Origin of the sequence: Nocardia sp. NPDC050412 (assembly GCF_044458825.1) — a bacterium.
Lineage (GTDB): Bacteria > Actinomycetota > Actinomycetes > Mycobacteriales > Mycobacteriaceae > Nocardia.
The window spans coordinates 264,556-280,312 of sequence record NZ_JBITIJ010000010.1; the positions used below are offsets into that span (position 1 = coordinate 264,556).

A 15,757-nucleotide genomic window follows, 5' to 3' on the forward strand; every position below is an offset into this window, starting at 1 on the left:
GCCGGGCGCCGGCGCGGGCGACCCGGGCCCGGGGGGCCCGGGCCCTGCGCCGACTCGGACGCGAGACGGGCCGCGAACGGTCGCTCGTAAGACTCGCTCCGTTGTGGGTGCGTGAGTGACGGGAGTTCGTGTCTTCGTCGTATGCGCTTCGGCGACTCGGCTGTTTCTGATGGTCGCGCCTTCGGCGCGGACGCGAGACGGGCCGCGAACGTCGCTCGTAAGACTCGCTCCGTGTGGTCGGGTTGGGGGTAACGTTGCACCGCAAATCGATTCGCTGTGCTGATGCGGATCATCGATCTGCGGCGCATGCCAGCCGCCCGCGTCCGGTGGTGGACGCGGGCGGCAAAATCCCAATCGAACACATGTGCGTGAGGCAGCGCAGCGAGCGAACCAATGGCACAGCGCCCTCTGGGCACCATGGTGCCGAGTGTTAGCGAGGTGCCGATGTGAGCAGGGTGACGAAGACGTCGAAGCAACTGTCTGAGAGGCTGGAGGCGTGAATCCGTCTACAGCACAGGCGCAAGTGGTCGTTGACGAACTCGCGCGCGGGGGTGTGCGGGATGTCGTGCTGTGTCCAGGGTCGAGAAACGCGCCCCTGGCATTCGCACTACAGGCGGCCGATGCGGCGGGCCGACTCCGCCTGCATATGCGCATCGACGAGCGAACCGCGGGCTTCCTGGCCATCGGTCTCGCCATCGCCAGCCGACTGCCGGTACCGGTGGTGATGACCTCTGGGACCGCCGTAGCCAATCTCGGCCCCGCGGTGCTGGAGGCGAACTACGCCCGGGTTCCGCTGGTGGTGCTCAGCGCGAACCGACCTTACGAAATGCTCGGTTCCGGCGCCAATCAGACCGTCGAACAGTTAGGGCTGTTCGGTAGCCAGGTCCGTGCCTCGATCAGCCTCGGACTCGCCGAGGAAGAGTCCGTTACGGACGGCGGCGTGCCCTACGGCCAGCAGAACAGCCAGTGGCGTTCGGCCGTCTGCCGGGTGCTGGCGGCGGCCCGCGGCACCCGTTCCGGCAATGCCGGGCCGGTGCATTTCGATATTCCACTGCGCGAACCGCTGGTGCCGGATCACATGCCGGACGAGTGGGCGCCTCAGGGCCGCCCCGGCGGCGAGGCATGGACGAGCACTCGGTACGCGACCCTCGATGTGCCGCTGGATCTCGACCTGACGCCCGATACGGTCGTCATCTCCGGCCACGGCGCCGGATTGCGCCCGGAACTGGCCGAGCTGCCCACGGTGGCCGAACCCACGGCCCCGATGCACGGTCCGTCCCTGCATCCGCTGGCCTTGCCGCTGCTGAAGCCGCGGCAGGCGATCATTACCGGGCGGCCGACGCTACATCGTCAGGTCGCGAAGGTGCTGGCCGATCCGGCCGTGACCGTCTACGCGCTCACCACCGGTCCGCGCTGGCCCGATGTCTCGGGCAATGTGGTCGGCACCGGAACCAGGGCGGTGACCACGGGTGCGCCCAGTGCAGACTGGCTCGCGCACTGCCGCGAACTCGATGCGAATGCCGGTCGGGTCGTGCGCACGGAACTGGCCAACCATCCCAAGCCGACCGGGCTGCACGTGGCCGCGGTGGTGATGGACGCGCTGCGCGATGGCGATCAGCTGCTGCTCGGCGCATCCAATCCGGTGCGCGACGCGGCCCTGGTCTCGCATCCGCGACCAGGTGTTCGGGTGCTGTCCAATCGCGGTGTGGCCGGTATCGACGGCACCGTTTCCACGGCCGTCGGCGCGGCACTGTACCACACCGGCCGCACCATCGCGCTGCTCGGAGACCTCACCTTCCTGCACGACGCATCCGGCCTGCTCATCGGCCGCGGTGAACCCCGCCCAGCCGATCTGACCATCGTGGTCGCCAATGACGACGGCGGTGGCATCTTCGAACTCCTGGAACAGGGCGATCCGCAGTACGCCGGTGTTTTCGAGCGGGTCTTCGGTACGCCGCACGGGATGGACCTGGCCGCGCTGTGTGCCGCCTACCGTATTCCGCACAAGCAGGTCGATACCGAGCAGTTGGCGGTCGAGTTGGCCGAGCATGCGCACGGGTTGCGGGTGCTCGAGGTCGCGACCGAGCGTTCCAGTCTGCGGGAGTTGCACGCGAGGGTGCGAGCAAAGATCGCGCCGTGAGTTCGGACCGGCTCTGAGCGTGCGCTTTTCGCTCCGCGCTCAGCAGTGCACGGGGGCAGTTCGCGAAGGGACAGTTCGCGGAGGGCCGATCAATACTCCGGCTCGGAATCGCGCTCGTCATCGAGCGGCACGGGGATCGACTGTTCCACAACATCGGCCGGATCGGCACTGAAGGCATCCCGGGTGACCGCCGCCGCGAGGTCGCTTTCGGAGCTGTCGTCGATGTCATCGGCGGGGTCGGCGGGGACGCTCTGCTCGACGTAGTCGCCTTCCGTAGCCGCATCGATGGTGCGGGACGTGCTTGGATCGGTCATCGTTCATTCCTCTCCGCGCGTGGTTTTGGGTTGGGTACCCGATACTCTGCCGAACGAACAACAGGTGCCGCGAGAATCACAGCGCAATCCGACACTGTCGAGAATGCTCCTAGTCGGCTCGGGCGGCAACCCATCCGCTACTCGCCTTCGACCGGACCCGAACCATTCGCCGGGAATTCGACGAGCGCCAATGTGCGCCCCGCCATGAACCGTGCCGTTCGAACGGCGACGCCCGTTCGCGTCACTTCGCTGACCTCGACCACACCACGCGCGATGCGCACCTCGACCTTGCGCCCGGCCCGCGTCGCGGCCACTTCATAACTGCGAGACCCGTCGCCGAAATCGACGACGATCTCCACTCGATCGCCCTTCATCTACCAATTCTCCGCTTTTCCAGCACCTTTCGCCGCTACGACTTGGTTGCGATAGACGGCGGCGGGAAGGCCTGGCAAGCCGTCGAACCGTTCCCGACGCGGGCAGGATCGTGGCGCCGATGAATTCCGTTGGCGCGCGCCGTCTCAATCGATGACGTCCGTTGCCGAGGAGGCCCCGATGCACCCGAATTTCGATCTCGAACCGGCCGCAACCGCCCTGGAGGCGGTGGTCGGCGCCATTGCCGACGATCACCTCACCGCGTCCACACCCTGCACCGACACCAGCGTGCGCGACCTGCTCGCCCACGTCGTCGGACTGACCGAGGCTTTCCGGCAGGCCGCGACCAAGGAAGCGGTCGGCCGCTCGGTCCCGCCCGCTGTCGGCCCGCAGAGCGACCTGCCCGCCGACTGGCGCTTCCGCATTTCGGCCCAGCTGAAGGCGCTCGTCGAGTCCTGGCGCGATCCGGCGGCCTGGGACGGCGAAACCGAAGCGGGCGGGGTGACCGCCCCGGCGGTCGTCATGGCCGCGATCGCCCTGGACGAAATCGTCATCCACACTTGGGATCTCGCCCGTGCTACCGGTCAGCAACCGGACGTCGACCCCGCCCACCTGGCCATCCTGCTCGAATTTCTGAGGGACACACCGCCCGAGGGCACCCCGGGCATGTTCGGCCCGGTCATCCAAGTCCCCGACACCGCCCCGCTCCTGGACCGCATCGTCGGACTCACCGGCCGCGACCCCGCCTGGTCCCGCTGATCACTTGCGGCCGAGGCCCAGCGTGCGCGCGATACGGGCCATCAGCTGAGACATCCTGGCCGGGAACGAATCCGGCTCCGGAACCGTGACCGGTCGTACGCGGCCGTTGTGAATCGCGGTGATCCGCCACCCATCGGGGGTCCGCACCAGCACCACGGTCTGCCGCGACAGGCGGCGCTCGGGCAGCCGCGACCGCCACGGCATCAGCACCGAAGCGGTGCCGTGCAGGATCGCGACATCCGCAGTCACGTACCGGATCGACTCCAATTCGCCGACCAGCGCCGAACCGGCGAGCACGCCGCGAAAGAGCTTGTCGTGGTTGGCCTGGTGTTCCGTACGGCCGATCGCCCGGGTGCCGTCGTAGGACACGTAATCGGAGTCGTCGGTGAACAATGCGCCGAATGCCGCGGCATCGTTATCGGTCCAGGTCTGCATGAGCTGCTGGAAAACCGCACTGAGTTGTGTGTCGTCGGTGCTGGCGCGATCGAGGGTCTCGTTCATGGTGCTGGGCTCCTTCTGTGCTATCATTTCGATGAACGAAATATACGATAACAGAAAGATTCGAATGTCGAAAGATGAAACTATCGGAGAGATCGGGATGCAGCTCCGCCTGCTGCAGGAGAGCTTCGACGCCTTCGATGAGGCCGTCGCCGCTCGTCTCGGCCTCAATCGCACCGATACTCGCTGCCTCGACGTCGTTCTCGGTCGCGGTCCACTTGCGGCCGGCGAATTGAGTGTTCAGCTCAAGCTGAGTCCCGCCGCGACCACCACCGTCATCGATCGACTCGTCCGTGCCGGATTCGTCGCCCGCAGCCAGGATCCGTCCAATCGTCGCCGCGTCCTGGTCGAAGCCACCGAGGCCGCGCAAGCGACGGCTGCTGAAATCTTCGGTCCGGTCGGCCAGGCGGGTGCGAAAGCGTTGGCTCGCTACAACTCCGACCAACTGGACGTCATCCTCGACTTCCTGCGCACCGCACTGGAAGTCCACCGAGCTCAAACCGACCGTCAGATAGCCGCCCTGAACCACTCCGGATAACCCGCAACGAGTTGTCCGAGATCGGGATCGGGTGGAATCGCCCGAGAGTTCCGCCTGATCTTGTTCATGACTTCGCGTAGATGCCCGCTGTTGCGGCTTGGGTAGCGGCTGCGGCGGCGGTGACGGCGGCCGCGTCGTCGATCGGGTCGCCGCTGGCGAGCAGGCGATAGTAGAGGGGGGCCGACACGGCGGTGAGGACGGCGCGGGCGTCGGTGTTCTCGGGGATTTCGCCGCGGGCGATGGCGGCTTCGATGCACGGGGTCCATTCGGTGAGGCGGATGTCGTAGAAGCGGCGCAGGGCGGCTGCGGCGGTTTCGTCGCAGGTGGCGGCGGCGATCACAGCCTGGAAGAGCTTGCCTTGGCGGGGGTTGGTGAGGGTTTTGGCGACCAGACGGGCATTGGCGGTGAGATCGCCGAGCAGGGAGCCGGTATCCGCGTGTGGCAGCGATTGTTCGGCCATATCGATGAGCAGGTCGGCGACAAGTCCGGTCGAGTTGCGCCAGCGGCGGTAGGCCGTGGTCTTGCCGACCTCCGCGCGCGCCGCGACCTCGGTCAGATCCAGGTGCGCGAAACCGCGCTCGGCGAGCAGATCGCCCGCCGCCTGCAGTACCGCCTCGCGGACGCGGGCAGTGCGCCCACCAGGGCGAACCGAGCCGGGAACGGCATTGTCAGACTCCATAACGGAACTCCAGTTTCATTTACAGCGCATCGGGTGTATGGTTCGAATCGTTAACGGAACTATAGACCCTTTAGGAGTCATCATGGAGTACCGTCGGCTCGGCGCATCAGGTCTGCTCGTCCCGGCGCTGAGCTTCGGCGCGGGCACCTTCGGCGGGCGCGGCGAACTGTTCAGCGCGTGGGGTGATACCGATGCGGAGCAGGCGCGTCGACTGGTCGATATCAGCCTGGACGCGGGCGTAACGATGTTCGATACGGCCGATGTCTATTCCGATGGCGCCTCCGAGGAGGTGCTCGGTGCGGCCATCAAGGGCAGGCGCGACCGACTGCTGCTGTCCACCAAAGCGAGTCTGCCGACCGGTCCAGGTCCGTTCGACGCGGGTTCCGGCCGTTCGCGCCTGATCAAAACGGTCGAGGGGTCGCTGCGCAGGCTCGGCACCGACTACATCGACCTGTTCCAACTGCACGCCTTCGACGCGCACACCCCGGTCGAGGAAGTCCTTGCGGTACTGGACGATCTGGTGCGCGCGGGCAAGATCCGCTACCTCGGCGCCTCCAACTTCGCGGGCTGGCAGCTGATGAAATCCCTTGCCGCGGCGGCTCGGCTCGGCCTGACCCGCTACGTCGCCCACCAGGTCTACTACTCACTTGTCGGCCGCGACTACGAATGGGAACTCATGCCGCTCGGCCAGGATCAGGGCGTCGGCGCGGTGGTGTGGAGTCCGCTCGGCTGGGGCCGACTGACCGGGAAAATCCGTCGCGGCCAATCACTTCCGGAAGGCAGCCGTCTGCATCAGACCGCGCAGGCGGGTCCGCCGGTAGATGACGAGAAGCTCTATAACGTGGTCGACATCCTCGACGAACTCGCCGCCGAGACCGGCAAAACCGTCCCGCAGATCGCGCTCAACTGGCTGCTGCGCCGTCCAACGGTGTCGACCGTCATCGTCGGCGCACGCAATGAGGCGCAGCTGCGCCAGAATCTCGGCGCGATCGGCTGGGAACTCGATGCCGACCAAATCGCCCGCCTCGACAAGGCCAGCGCGACCACACCGGCGTACCCCTACTATCCGTACTATCGGCTGCCGGACTTCGCGCGGCTGAATGCTCCCGCGGTGTGAGTCCTAGCGCCCACTCCTCCTCGAATCTGCGGGTTCCCGCCGGATCTGGACAGGATTGGGCGCTCAGGCGGACCCTCAGTACACGTCGCGAACGTACCGCTTCTCGGCGACCAACTGCTTCCGGAACGCCAGCGCCCCGTCCTCGTCGAGCTTGCCGTGGATTCTGGCAATGGTCAGCAGGGTGTCGTCGACATCCTTGGCCATGCGCGCGGCATCACCGCACACATAGAAGTGCGCGCCGTCACGCAGCCAGGACCACAGCTCGGCCCCGTGCTCGATCATCCGGTGCTGCACGTAGATCCGCTCGCGCTGGTCGCGGGAGAAGGCCAGATCGAGTCGGGTGAGGAAGCCCGAGCGGAACATATCCTCCAATTCCGCTCGGTAGTAGAAGTTCTGGGCGGCATGCTGATCGCCGAAGAACAGCCAGTTGCGGCCGCTGCACCCGAGGGCGCGGCGTTCCTGCAGGAAGCCGCGGAAGGGCGCGATGCCGGTACCGGGGCCGACCATGATCATCGAGGTGGCCGGGTCCAGCGGCGGTCGGAAATGCGGTGCACGCTGCAGGAAGATCGGCACCGCAGATTCGGCGGCGTCGGCACGGTCGGCGAGGAAGGTCGAGCACACCCCGCCGCGGCGTGCGGCGGATCCGGTCGCGGCCGGATCGCCGTACCGGACAACACCGACGGTGAGTTGCACCTCGTCGGGACTGACCAGCGGACTCGACGAAATCGAATATTGGCGCGGCTGTAGCTTTTTCAGCGTGCCCAGCCATTCGACGAGATCGGCGCGCACCGGAAAATCGCGCAGCACATCGACGGCCTGCCGGTCCCACAGGTAGTTGTCGAGCTCATTGCGATTATCGCGGCGCAGCAGTTTGGCCAGCCGGTTGTTGGTATTGCGTTCGGCGATGAAAGTAAGCAGGTCGTGGCTGACCTTCGTGATGTCGTAGCGGGTCCGCAGCGCCTGGGCCAGCGGCAATTCCTGGTTGTCGACCTCGACAATCCGGCGACCGTCCAACCCGGTCGCGCCGAGCCATTCGGCCACCATCGAATCGCCATTCGTCGGCCAGACCCCGAGCGAATCGCCGACCTCGTAGTTCGCTTTCAGCCCGCGCAGGTCGAAGCCGAACTGGCGCACTTCCTTCTGCGATCCGACATGCGACAGCGGCTCATTGCGCACCAGCGGGGCGGTCACCGGGGCGTTGCGGGTGAACGGCGCCGGTCCGGCGGTCTGCGTTCCGACCGACGGTGCGGTACGGCTCAGCACCATCGTGCCACCGGTGGACCGCTCGGGCGGCCGAGCTCCGCCGGGACCGGCCGAACTCGCTTCGGGTGCACCGCCGTCGAGTGCGGCTAGCACCTCGTCGAGCCAGCGTGCCGCCGCTTCCTCGTAATCGGGTTCGCTGTCGACGCGTGTGAGCAGCCGGGTGGCCCCGCGCTCGGTCAGCTTCGCGTCCAGTTTGCGACCGTGGCCGCAGAAGTCGTCATAGGAGGAATCGCCGAGCGCGAATACCGCGTACCGCATGCCGGCCAATCGGATCACGCTGTCGTCCAGGCGTTCCCAGAAGTCGGTTCCGTTATCCGGCGGACCGCCGTCGCCGAAGGTGCTGCTGATCACCAGCACATCGCCGGTGAGTTCGTGGAGTTCGCACGAGTCCATATCGAGCAGCCGCGGCGCGAAACCGGATTCGGCCAGGCGCGCCGCCGTCGTGGCCGCGAACTCTTCGGCCGTGCCGGTCTGTGAGGCCCACAGCACGGTGATCGGACGGGCGGGTTCGTCGGGAGCCGTATCGGCGGGCGCGGATTCGGTTACCGCACTTCGCGAATACATACCGGCCAAAAGCCCATCGATCCACAACCGACTGTTCTTGGCCAGCGGCGCGGATTCGGGCAGCACCGGCTGACCCGTCACCGGAATGGATTGCAACGCCGAGAGATATCCGGCCAGATAGATCCGCTCGGTCTCGCTGAGCGTCGGGGCGGTACCCGCGTCGAGCCCCAGCATGACCGCCAGCGGGTGCGAGCCATGGTTCGCGGCGGTTTCCGGTACACCTGCCGAAGGGGTTGCGGCCGCTTTCGGCATCACCGCGACCCGGCGCAACGACACCGCGCACGCCTTGAATTCGGGCTGCAACGAATCCGGATCCACCGCGTCATTGGTTACGGCATTGATCGTCAGATATTCGCCCTGCTCGTCATTCCAATGAAACGGCGCGAAGCAATCACCGGGCCGCACCCGGTCGCTGATCTGCACCGGCAGCACCGCTCGCCCACGCCGGGAAGCGATTTCGAGCTGGTCACCCGCTTCGACCCCGAGCCGCTCGGCATCATCGGGATGCACCTCCACCAACGGCTGTCCGGTCAACTTGGTCAGCTTGTCGATCTTGCCGGTCTTGGTCATGGTGTGCCATTGATGCTGCAAGCGGCCGGTATTGAGCATGAAAGGGTAGTCTTCGTCGGGCATTTCCGCCGGCGACATATGCGGGCGCGGCCAGAACACCGCGCGACGGCTCGGTGTCGCGAACGCCAACCGGGGCTGGCGTCCGGCTTCGTCGACGAAAAGTTCCTGGCTGACACCGTCATTGAGGTAGCGGATCGGGTTGCGCTCGCGGTCGGTCTCGGCGCACGGCCACTGCATCGGCCCCTCGCGCAACCGCTGGTAGCTCATCCCACGCAGGTCGTATCCGGTGGTCGGATTGGCGAACTGCTTGATCTCGTCGAAAACCTCGGCACTGGAGCAGTATTCGAAGCCTGCGAAACCCATCGCGGTGGCGACCTGCGCGATCAGCAGCCAGTCCGGTCGGGCATCGCCGATCGGATCCACCGAGCGCCGCAGCAGCGTGACATTGCGCTCCGAATTGACCATCACCGCATCGGCTTCGGCCCACAGCGTGGCGGGCAGCAGTATGTCGGCGTAGGAGTTGGTGGCGGTATCGGTGTAGGCGTCCTGCACGATGACCAGCTCGGCCGCCTCCAGCCCACCGATGACCGTCTTCCGGTTGGCGACGGTGGCAACGGGATTGGTGCAGATGATCCAGGCCGCCTTGATCTGCCCCTCGGATAGCTCGCGGAACATCTCGATGGTGCCCGGACCGGTCTCGGTACGCAGCGTGCCGGGTTCGACCCCCCACGCGGTCTCCACGAAGCTGCGGTCGGCGGGGGAGAGCAGGCTGCGCTGGCCGGGCAAACCCGGTCCCATATACCCCATTTCGCGCCCGCCCATGGCGTTGGGCTGACCGGTCAGCGAGAACGGCCCGCTGCCCGGACGACAAATAGCCCCGGTGGCGAGGTGCAGATTGCAGAGTGCGTTGGTGTTCCAGGTGCCGTGGGTGGACTGGTTGAGTCCCATGGTCCACAGCGACATCCATTCCCCGGCCTCGCCGATCCAGCGCGCGGCCGTGCGGATATCGACCTCGGACAGCCCGGTGATCGCGGCGACCTTGTCCGGCGGGTAATCGGCGAGGAATTCCGGCATCGCCGCCCATCCCTCGGTGTGCTCGGCGATGAAGTCCGCGTCGATATCACCGTTCTCGACGAGCAGATGCAGTAGGCAGTTGAGCAGCGCGAGATCGGTACCCGGTGCGATCTGCAGGAACAGATCGGCCCGCGCGGCAGTATCGGTGCGCCGCGGATCCACCACTATCAGTTTCGCCCCCGCCTTGACCCGGTCGATCATGCGCAGATAGAGGATCGGGTGGCAGTCGGCCATATTCGCACCGATCACGAAGAACAGATCGGCGTGTTCGAAGTCGTCATAGGAGCCGGGCGGCCCGTCCGCGCCGAGCGACTGCTTATAGCCGGTGCCGGCGCTGGCCATGCACAGTCGGGAATTGGCCTCGATGTGCTTGGTCCGCAGGTACCCCTTGGCCAGTTTGGTCGCCAGATACTGCGCCTCCAGCGACATCTGCCCGGAGACGTACAGCGCGATGGCGTCCGGTCCGTGTTCGTCCAGGATCGCCCGCAGCCGGGTGGCTACCTCGTGCACCGCCTCGTCGACAGGCACAGGCACCGGTACCTGGCCGCGCTCGGGCCGCCGGTACGCGGTCTCCATCCGCCCCGGGGCCGCCATCAACTCCTGGTGGGTCGCCCCCTTGGTGCACAGGCGGCCGGCGTTCGTCGGATGCAGTTTGTCGCCGCGCACCTTGGCGATGACCGGCACGCCGCCCGCACCCGGGCGGGTCTCGACAACGACGCCGCAGCCGACGCCGCAGTACGAGCACGCCGTTCTGGCGGTGCTCGCGCGGTCGATGCCTGCATCGGTCATGCCACCGATCATGCGCACCGCCGATTGCGGCCGATTTACCCAACGTTATCGACAGATGACAATTAACCTCACCGCGGCAAATCTCCCGCGTGAGGTGTGGCGTGCGCCACGAAAATATGCCGCGACCAGGTGCGCAGTCCGATCAGGCGGTCAGCCCAGTTTGTAAGCGCGGTGCAGTGCGACGATGCCGCCGGTCAGATTGCGCCATTTCACCGACGACCAGCCCGCATCGGCGATCCGCAGCGCCAACCGCCGCTGATTCGGCCAGGCCCGGATGGATTCGGCGAGGTAGATGTAGGCATCCGGATTACTGCTCACCGCCACCGCGACTTTCGGCAGCGCCTTCATCAGGTACTCCAGATAGATGGTGCTGAAGACCGGCACGATCGGCGTGGAGAATTCGCAAATCACCATCCGCCCGCCCGGCTTGGTGACCCGCAGCATCTCGCGCAGCGCGGCATCGGTTTCGGAGATATTGCGCAGACCGTAGGAGATGGTCACCGCGTCGAACGAATCGTCGGCGAAGGGCAGTGCCGTGGCATCGGCGGCCACCATCGGCACATTGCGGAACTTGCCCGCGGCGAGCATGCCCTGGGAGAAGTCGGCCGCCAGACACCAGGCACCGGATTTCGCCAGGTCCAGCGTGGAAATGCCGGTACCCGCGGCGAGGTCGAGCACGCGCTCACCCGGCCGCGGCGCGACGGCCTTGCGCACCGCCCAGCGCCAATATCGGTCCTGTCCCAAGGAGATGACGGTATTGGTCAGGTCGTACCGCTTCGCGACCCCGTCGAACATCGACGCGACCTCGTGCGGCTGCTTGTCCAGCGAAGCCCGAACCGGTTCCCGCTGCTCTGTTTTCGCCACGCCCCCGAACCTACCGCGCGTAACACATGCGGGGCGAGACTCCCGCGCCGAACTGGCCCAGACAATCCGTGCCATCGCCCGGCGCGCCCGCGTTTTTCATGGTCACACCAGTAATCGGCGTTCGGAGGTCGCGAAACTCACACGCGGATCGATTACGCGGTGTGCGGCAACTGGGTCCGAATCCCCGTGATATCGGCGTAGTGGCCCATCAATTCGGTGCAGATGGCGGGCCAGGTCCGGTGCAGCACCGACTTGCGGGCAGCCGCGGCGAATCGCGCCCGCAATACCGGATCACGAAGCGCCGCAACCGCACTGGGCAGCAGCTCGGCGAAGCGATCCACCGGCAGCAGGTAGCCGTTGCGGCAGTGCGCGATGAGATCGCGTGGTCCGCCCGCATCCGGGCCGATCACCGGCACCCCGGCCGCTAGTGCCTCCTGCACGCCCTGACAGAACGTCTCGTGCTCACCCGCGTGCACCATCACATCCAGGCTCGCGTACGCCTCGGCCAGTTCGTCACCGCCGAGCTCACCGGTGAAGATCGCGGTGGGCATCATCCGCGCCAACCGGGCCCGCTCCGGCCCGTCTCCGACGATCACCAGTTGGATCGCTGGGTCGCTGCCCAGCACCGCGAGCCGCTCCACATGCTTCTCCGGTGCCAGCCGCCCGACAAACCCAACCAGCAGCTTGTCCTGACCGCGCAACCAGCAGGCTCGCAGCTCCGGCCGCTTCGCCGACGGCGTGAACCGACCGATATCGACACCGCGACCCCAGCGGTGCACCCGCGGAATACCGTGCCGCCGCAAATCCTCGGCCGCCGCGCGTGACGGCGCCAATGTCCGTGTCGCGCCATCATGAATCCGGCGCGTCCAGGCCCAGGCCGCCCGACTGGCCAGCCCCAGCCCGTAACTTTTCGCGAATCCGGCCACATCGGTCTGATAGATCGCGACCGTCGGCAGATCCAGCCGCATCGCCGCACCGAGACCACCCGCGCCGAGCAGGAACGGCGAGGCCAGATGCACCACATCGGCATCGAATTCGTCGATCGCGGCGGTGATACCGGGCTGTGGCAGGCCCACCGGCAGCGAGCTGACTTTCGGCACCATCACCGCTGGTACCAGATGCACTGGGAACCTTTTATAGATCCGTGGGGCGGCGGGCAGCCCGTGCGGCGTGTCCGGCGCGATCACCAGCGCCTCGTGCCCGTGCTGGTCCAGGTGGTCCAGCACCCGGAGCACGGAATTGACGACGCCGTTCATATTCGGCAGGAACGACTCCGAAACGATGGCTACGCGCACCATCCCAGGTTGACCCGCGCAACGCGCCACGCCGTCACGTCGAAATGACCGATACACAAAGATCCGGCGAACTGTCGGGGCTGCTCGCCTCAGGCGGCGCCGGCCGCGGCGTGGGGTCCGTTCACCGGGCCGGGCGTGCGGCGCTGTGCTCGCAGCAGCAGCCACATCGTGGGCACCGCGACCGCCCACACCACAAGAATCACCGACAGCGCGGGCTGAATCGCGACCCGCGCGTCGCGCCCGGCCACCCGGACCAGATCCGGATCCTTGCGGCTGTACTCCACATTGATCCGCTCACCGGCGGTGAGGTTGGTCGGATAGAGCACCCCGACCTTCGGATTGTGCGTCTTCCCGTCCGGTGTGACATAGATGACCGCCGAACGCAGCCGCCCGGCGGAGAGCACCTCGGCGGAGGTCACACCCTTGTCGGAGCTGATCAGATAGTCGTTGCGCCAGGCGGCGAGCACCAGCAGCACGACGAGGGCGCTGAGGAAGACCGCAGCCGTCAGCACCCCGATCCTGGCCCGCCGCAGGCGGTTCGAACGCCTTTCGGACTGGCTGGTTTCCGACACCACCACAGGCTACTTGCCGCCTCCGATGCGATGTGCGCGCATGTCCCGAAAATTCAGCTTCACATATCGAGGAGTGGGTCGCCGCGCAGGCGAGCGCCTGACGCGTTCGGGCTCGTCGGCTACCCGGCGAAATCCTCCGGGCTGAATTCCTTGGGCTCCACCAGCACCAGCCAGTTGCCGGAGTTGTCCCGGATGATCGCCTCCGTGCCATAGGGGCGTTCGGCGGGCGGCTGGACGAACTCCACACCCTTGGCGGTCAATTCCTCGAAGGTCTTCTGGCAGTCATCGGTCTTCAGACCGACCGCGCCGTGGGTGCCATTGGCCAGGGCACGGCGGATGGCATCGGCGAGATTCTCATCCAGCGGCGGTCCCGGAATCATCAGGGTGATCTCTAGTTCCGGATGATCGGGATGTGCGACGCTGACCCAGCGGAATCCGTTGTCGCCCATCGTCACATCGCTGGTCTCGACGAACCCCAGCTTTTCGGTGTACCACTGCTTGGCCGCGTCCTGGTCGGTGACGTACACGGTGACCAAGGAGACATTCGTAATAGTCATGCCCAAAGGCTAGGAAACGCGTCGACCCGCACGCTTCTCCGAAATTGCTGAGCTCTGCGAACCGCTCAACTTCGCGGCTTGCGATCCGATAGCCCGTGCATGAACACATAACAGCCCGGAATCCGCGGCGCGCCGTCCGCGAATTTGGCCTGATACTCCGACGGCGTCACCCCGACCAACTGCCGGAACTTACTGCTGAACGACCCGAGGCTGCTGTACCCGACCATCATGCAGACCTCGGTCACGGTGAGGTTGGTGGCCCGCAGATAATCCTGCGCCCGCTCGATCCGTCGCTGTGCCAGATACGCCGCGGGCGTCACGCCGTACACGGCCGCGAACGCGCGCAGGAAGTGATACTTCGAAACTCCCGCGGCAGCGGCTAGTTCGTCCAGATTCAACGGCTCGGCATAGTTGCGGTCCGCAAGATCCCGCGCCCGCCGCAGATGCGGAAGTAGGTAGAGCGCGGGTAGTCCGGTCATCTCAGGTGAAGGGTGCGAGTTCGTCGAAGCGGTAGGACGCCCGCCCCGCGGCCCGCCAGGCCCTGGCCGTCAGATCCAGATCCTCATCGGTGACCAGATTGCCCATCACCCGAACCGCGGTGCGCTGCAGATACTTCGACCGCATCACCGGCGGCCCGCCCATCGGCACCATCCGCGGGTGGGTCGCCAAACCGGCGATGCGCCGTGCCACCGAGAACGTCCGCCCGTAGCGGGCACGCAATAGCTGCGGCCACACCGTCGTGAGATCCGGTTCGTCCAGCAGTCCGGCGAGCATGTGCCCGCCCTCGAGTCCGTAGTCGATGCCCTCGCCGTTCAGCGGATTCACACAGCCCGCGGCATCGCCGATCAGCACCCAATTGCGCCCCGCGATATTCGATACCGCGCCGCCCATCGGCAGCAGCGCGGAGGCGACCGCCCGCAGCGAACCCTCGAACTGCCACTCCTCGCGGCGCAACGAGGTGTAGTGCTCCAGTAGGGGTTTCAGCGCGATATGCGAGGGCCGCTTCTCGGTGGCGAGCGAGCCGACGCCGATATTCACCTCCCCATTGCCCAGCGGGAACACCCAGCCGTAGCCGGGCACCAAATCGCCGTCGGCATTGCGCAGCTCCAGATGCGAAGTGATCCACTGGTCATCGCTGCGCGCGGATTTGATGTAGGCGCGGGCCGCGGTGCCATAGGCGTACTGCCGATGCCAGGTGCGCCCGAGTAGTTTGCCGATCGGGGAGCGGACACCGTCGGCGACGACGAGCGTCTTGCATGCGATCGAATGCGGGCCCTCCGCCGTCTTCACCGTCACACCGGTGACGCGATCACCCTCCCGGATGACATCGATCACTTTCGTGCCATCCAGCATCCGGGCACCCGACTTCACGGCTGTCTCACGCAGCTTGTCGTCGAGTTCGGTTCGGGGAACGGCACTTCCATACGTTGGGAACGAGCCGCCCGGCCACGGCAGCAGCGCCTCACGACCGAAACCCGTCATCCGCAGGCCATGGTTCACGGTGTGCGCCCGCAGCCAAGCGCCGAGGCCGAGGTGCTCCAATTCGGCGGTCGCGCGGGGGGTGAGTCCATCGCCGCAGGTCTTGTCACGTGGGAAGACGGCGGAATCGGTGAGCATGACATCACGTCCGGCCCGCGCGGCCCATGCGGCGGCCGCCGATCCGGCCGGCCCGGCACCGACCACGAGCACTTCGGTCTGTGTGGGAATCGCGCTCTGCGTCTCCCCGTCCCCGCCCGCGGGAGTGGCATCCGGTGAACCCATGCGCTCAATACTCGCAGGAGCATTCCGTTCG

At 66.5% G+C, this 15,757-nt stretch carries 15 protein-coding genes; 4 read left to right on the top strand and 11 right to left on the bottom strand.

The genetic code is table 11. The features are described from left to right. Positions 1-496 precede the first annotated feature (496 nt). Positions 497-2,140: a 2-succinyl-5-enolpyruvyl-6-hydroxy-3-cyclohexene-1-carboxylic-acid synthase gene (gene menD, locus ACIBI6_RS27700; RefSeq protein WP_396958305.1), complete on the top strand. Its 1,644-nt coding sequence runs from the start codon at positions 497-499 to the stop codon at positions 2,138-2,140. Positions 2,141-2,229: 89 nt separating this feature from the next. On the opposite strand, the gene ACIBI6_RS27705 is transcribed toward menD, so the two are convergent. After that, entirely contained in the window at positions 2,230-2,454 is a 225-nt protein-coding gene (locus ACIBI6_RS27705) for a hypothetical protein (protein ID WP_364358644.1), read from the bottom strand. A gap of 137 nt (positions 2,455-2,591) precedes the next feature. Then, positions 2,592-2,828 (bottom strand): hypothetical protein, encoded by a 237-nt coding sequence (locus ACIBI6_RS27710; RefSeq protein ID WP_396958306.1) that lies wholly within the window; start codon positions 2,826-2,828, stop codon positions 2,592-2,594. Between the two features lie 178 nt (positions 2,829-3,006). On the opposite strand from ACIBI6_RS27710, the gene ACIBI6_RS27715 reads away from it, so the two are divergent. Then, positions 3,007-3,585 (top strand): TIGR03086 family metal-binding protein, encoded by a 579-nt coding sequence (locus tag ACIBI6_RS27715; protein WP_396958307.1) that lies wholly within the window; start codon positions 3,007-3,009, stop codon positions 3,583-3,585. On the opposite strand, the gene ACIBI6_RS27720 is transcribed toward ACIBI6_RS27715, so the two are convergent. Beyond that, positions 3,586-4,086, bottom strand: a complete 501-nt coding sequence (locus ACIBI6_RS27720; protein WP_396958308.1) for an SgcJ/EcaC family oxidoreductase — start codon at positions 4,084-4,086, stop codon at positions 3,586-3,588. It lies immediately after the preceding gene. 64 nt (positions 4,087-4,150) lie between these two features. Here ACIBI6_RS27720 and ACIBI6_RS27725 point away from each other — a divergent pair, with 64 nt between their 5' ends. Beyond that, on the top strand, positions 4,151-4,621 hold the full coding sequence (locus ACIBI6_RS27725; protein ID WP_396958309.1) for a MarR family winged helix-turn-helix transcriptional regulator: 471 nt from the start codon (positions 4,151-4,153) through the stop codon (positions 4,619-4,621). 64 nt (positions 4,622-4,685) lie between these two features. On the opposite strand, the gene ACIBI6_RS27730 is transcribed toward ACIBI6_RS27725, so the two are convergent. Next, the gene (locus ACIBI6_RS27730) at positions 4,686-5,300 is read right to left on the bottom strand and encodes a TetR/AcrR family transcriptional regulator C-terminal ligand-binding domain-containing protein (protein WP_364358628.1); all 615 of its coding nucleotides are present in this window, start codon (positions 5,298-5,300) and stop codon (positions 4,686-4,688) included. Between the two features lie 82 nt (positions 5,301-5,382). Between ACIBI6_RS27730 and ACIBI6_RS27735 the strand changes: the two genes are divergently transcribed. Further along, positions 5,383-6,417 carry an aldo/keto reductase gene (locus ACIBI6_RS27735; RefSeq protein ID WP_364358625.1) on the top strand — a complete coding sequence of 345 codons (1,035 nt, stop codon included), beginning with the start codon at positions 5,383-5,385 and terminating at the stop codon, positions 6,415-6,417. A 75-nt stretch (positions 6,418-6,492) separates the two neighbouring features. On the opposite strand, the gene ACIBI6_RS27740 is transcribed toward ACIBI6_RS27735, so the two are convergent. The 7 genes from ACIBI6_RS27740 to ACIBI6_RS27770 all read right to left on the bottom strand — a co-directional run bounded on the left by ACIBI6_RS27740 (position 6,493) and on the right by ACIBI6_RS27770 (position 15,726). Continuing rightward, the gene (locus tag ACIBI6_RS27740) at positions 6,493-10,689 is read right to left on the bottom strand and encodes a molybdopterin-dependent oxidoreductase (RefSeq protein ID WP_396958310.1); all 4,197 of its coding nucleotides are present in this window, start codon (positions 10,687-10,689) and stop codon (positions 6,493-6,495) included. A gap of 138 nt (positions 10,690-10,827) precedes the next feature. Beyond that, positions 10,828-11,541: a demethylmenaquinone methyltransferase gene (locus tag ACIBI6_RS27745; RefSeq protein ID WP_396958311.1), complete on the bottom strand. Its 714-nt coding sequence runs from the start codon at positions 11,539-11,541 to the stop codon at positions 10,828-10,830. Between the two features lie 152 nt (positions 11,542-11,693). Beyond that, the gene (locus ACIBI6_RS27750; protein WP_396958312.1) at positions 11,694-12,836 is read right to left on the bottom strand and encodes a glycosyltransferase family 4 protein; all 1,143 of its coding nucleotides are present in this window, start codon (positions 12,834-12,836) and stop codon (positions 11,694-11,696) included. Positions 12,837-12,925: 89 nt separating this feature from the next. Continuing rightward, on the bottom strand, positions 12,926-13,408 hold the full coding sequence (locus ACIBI6_RS27755; RefSeq protein WP_396958313.1) for a DUF3592 domain-containing protein: 483 nt from the start codon (positions 13,406-13,408) through the stop codon (positions 12,926-12,928). Positions 13,409-13,527: 119 nt separating this feature from the next. Further along, positions 13,528-13,965, bottom strand: coding sequence for a VOC family protein (locus ACIBI6_RS27760; protein WP_396958314.1), 438 nt, complete (start codon positions 13,963-13,965; stop codon positions 13,528-13,530). A gap of 65 nt (positions 13,966-14,030) precedes the next feature. Beyond that, positions 14,031-14,444, bottom strand: coding sequence for an AraC family transcriptional regulator (locus ACIBI6_RS27765; protein ID WP_364358607.1), 414 nt, complete (start codon positions 14,442-14,444; stop codon positions 14,031-14,033). Between the two features lies 1 nt (position 14,445). Next, entirely contained in the window at positions 14,446-15,726 is a 1,281-nt protein-coding gene (locus tag ACIBI6_RS27770) for a geranylgeranyl reductase family protein (RefSeq protein ID WP_396958315.1), read from the bottom strand. Between the last annotated feature and the right edge of the window lie 31 nt (positions 15,727-15,757).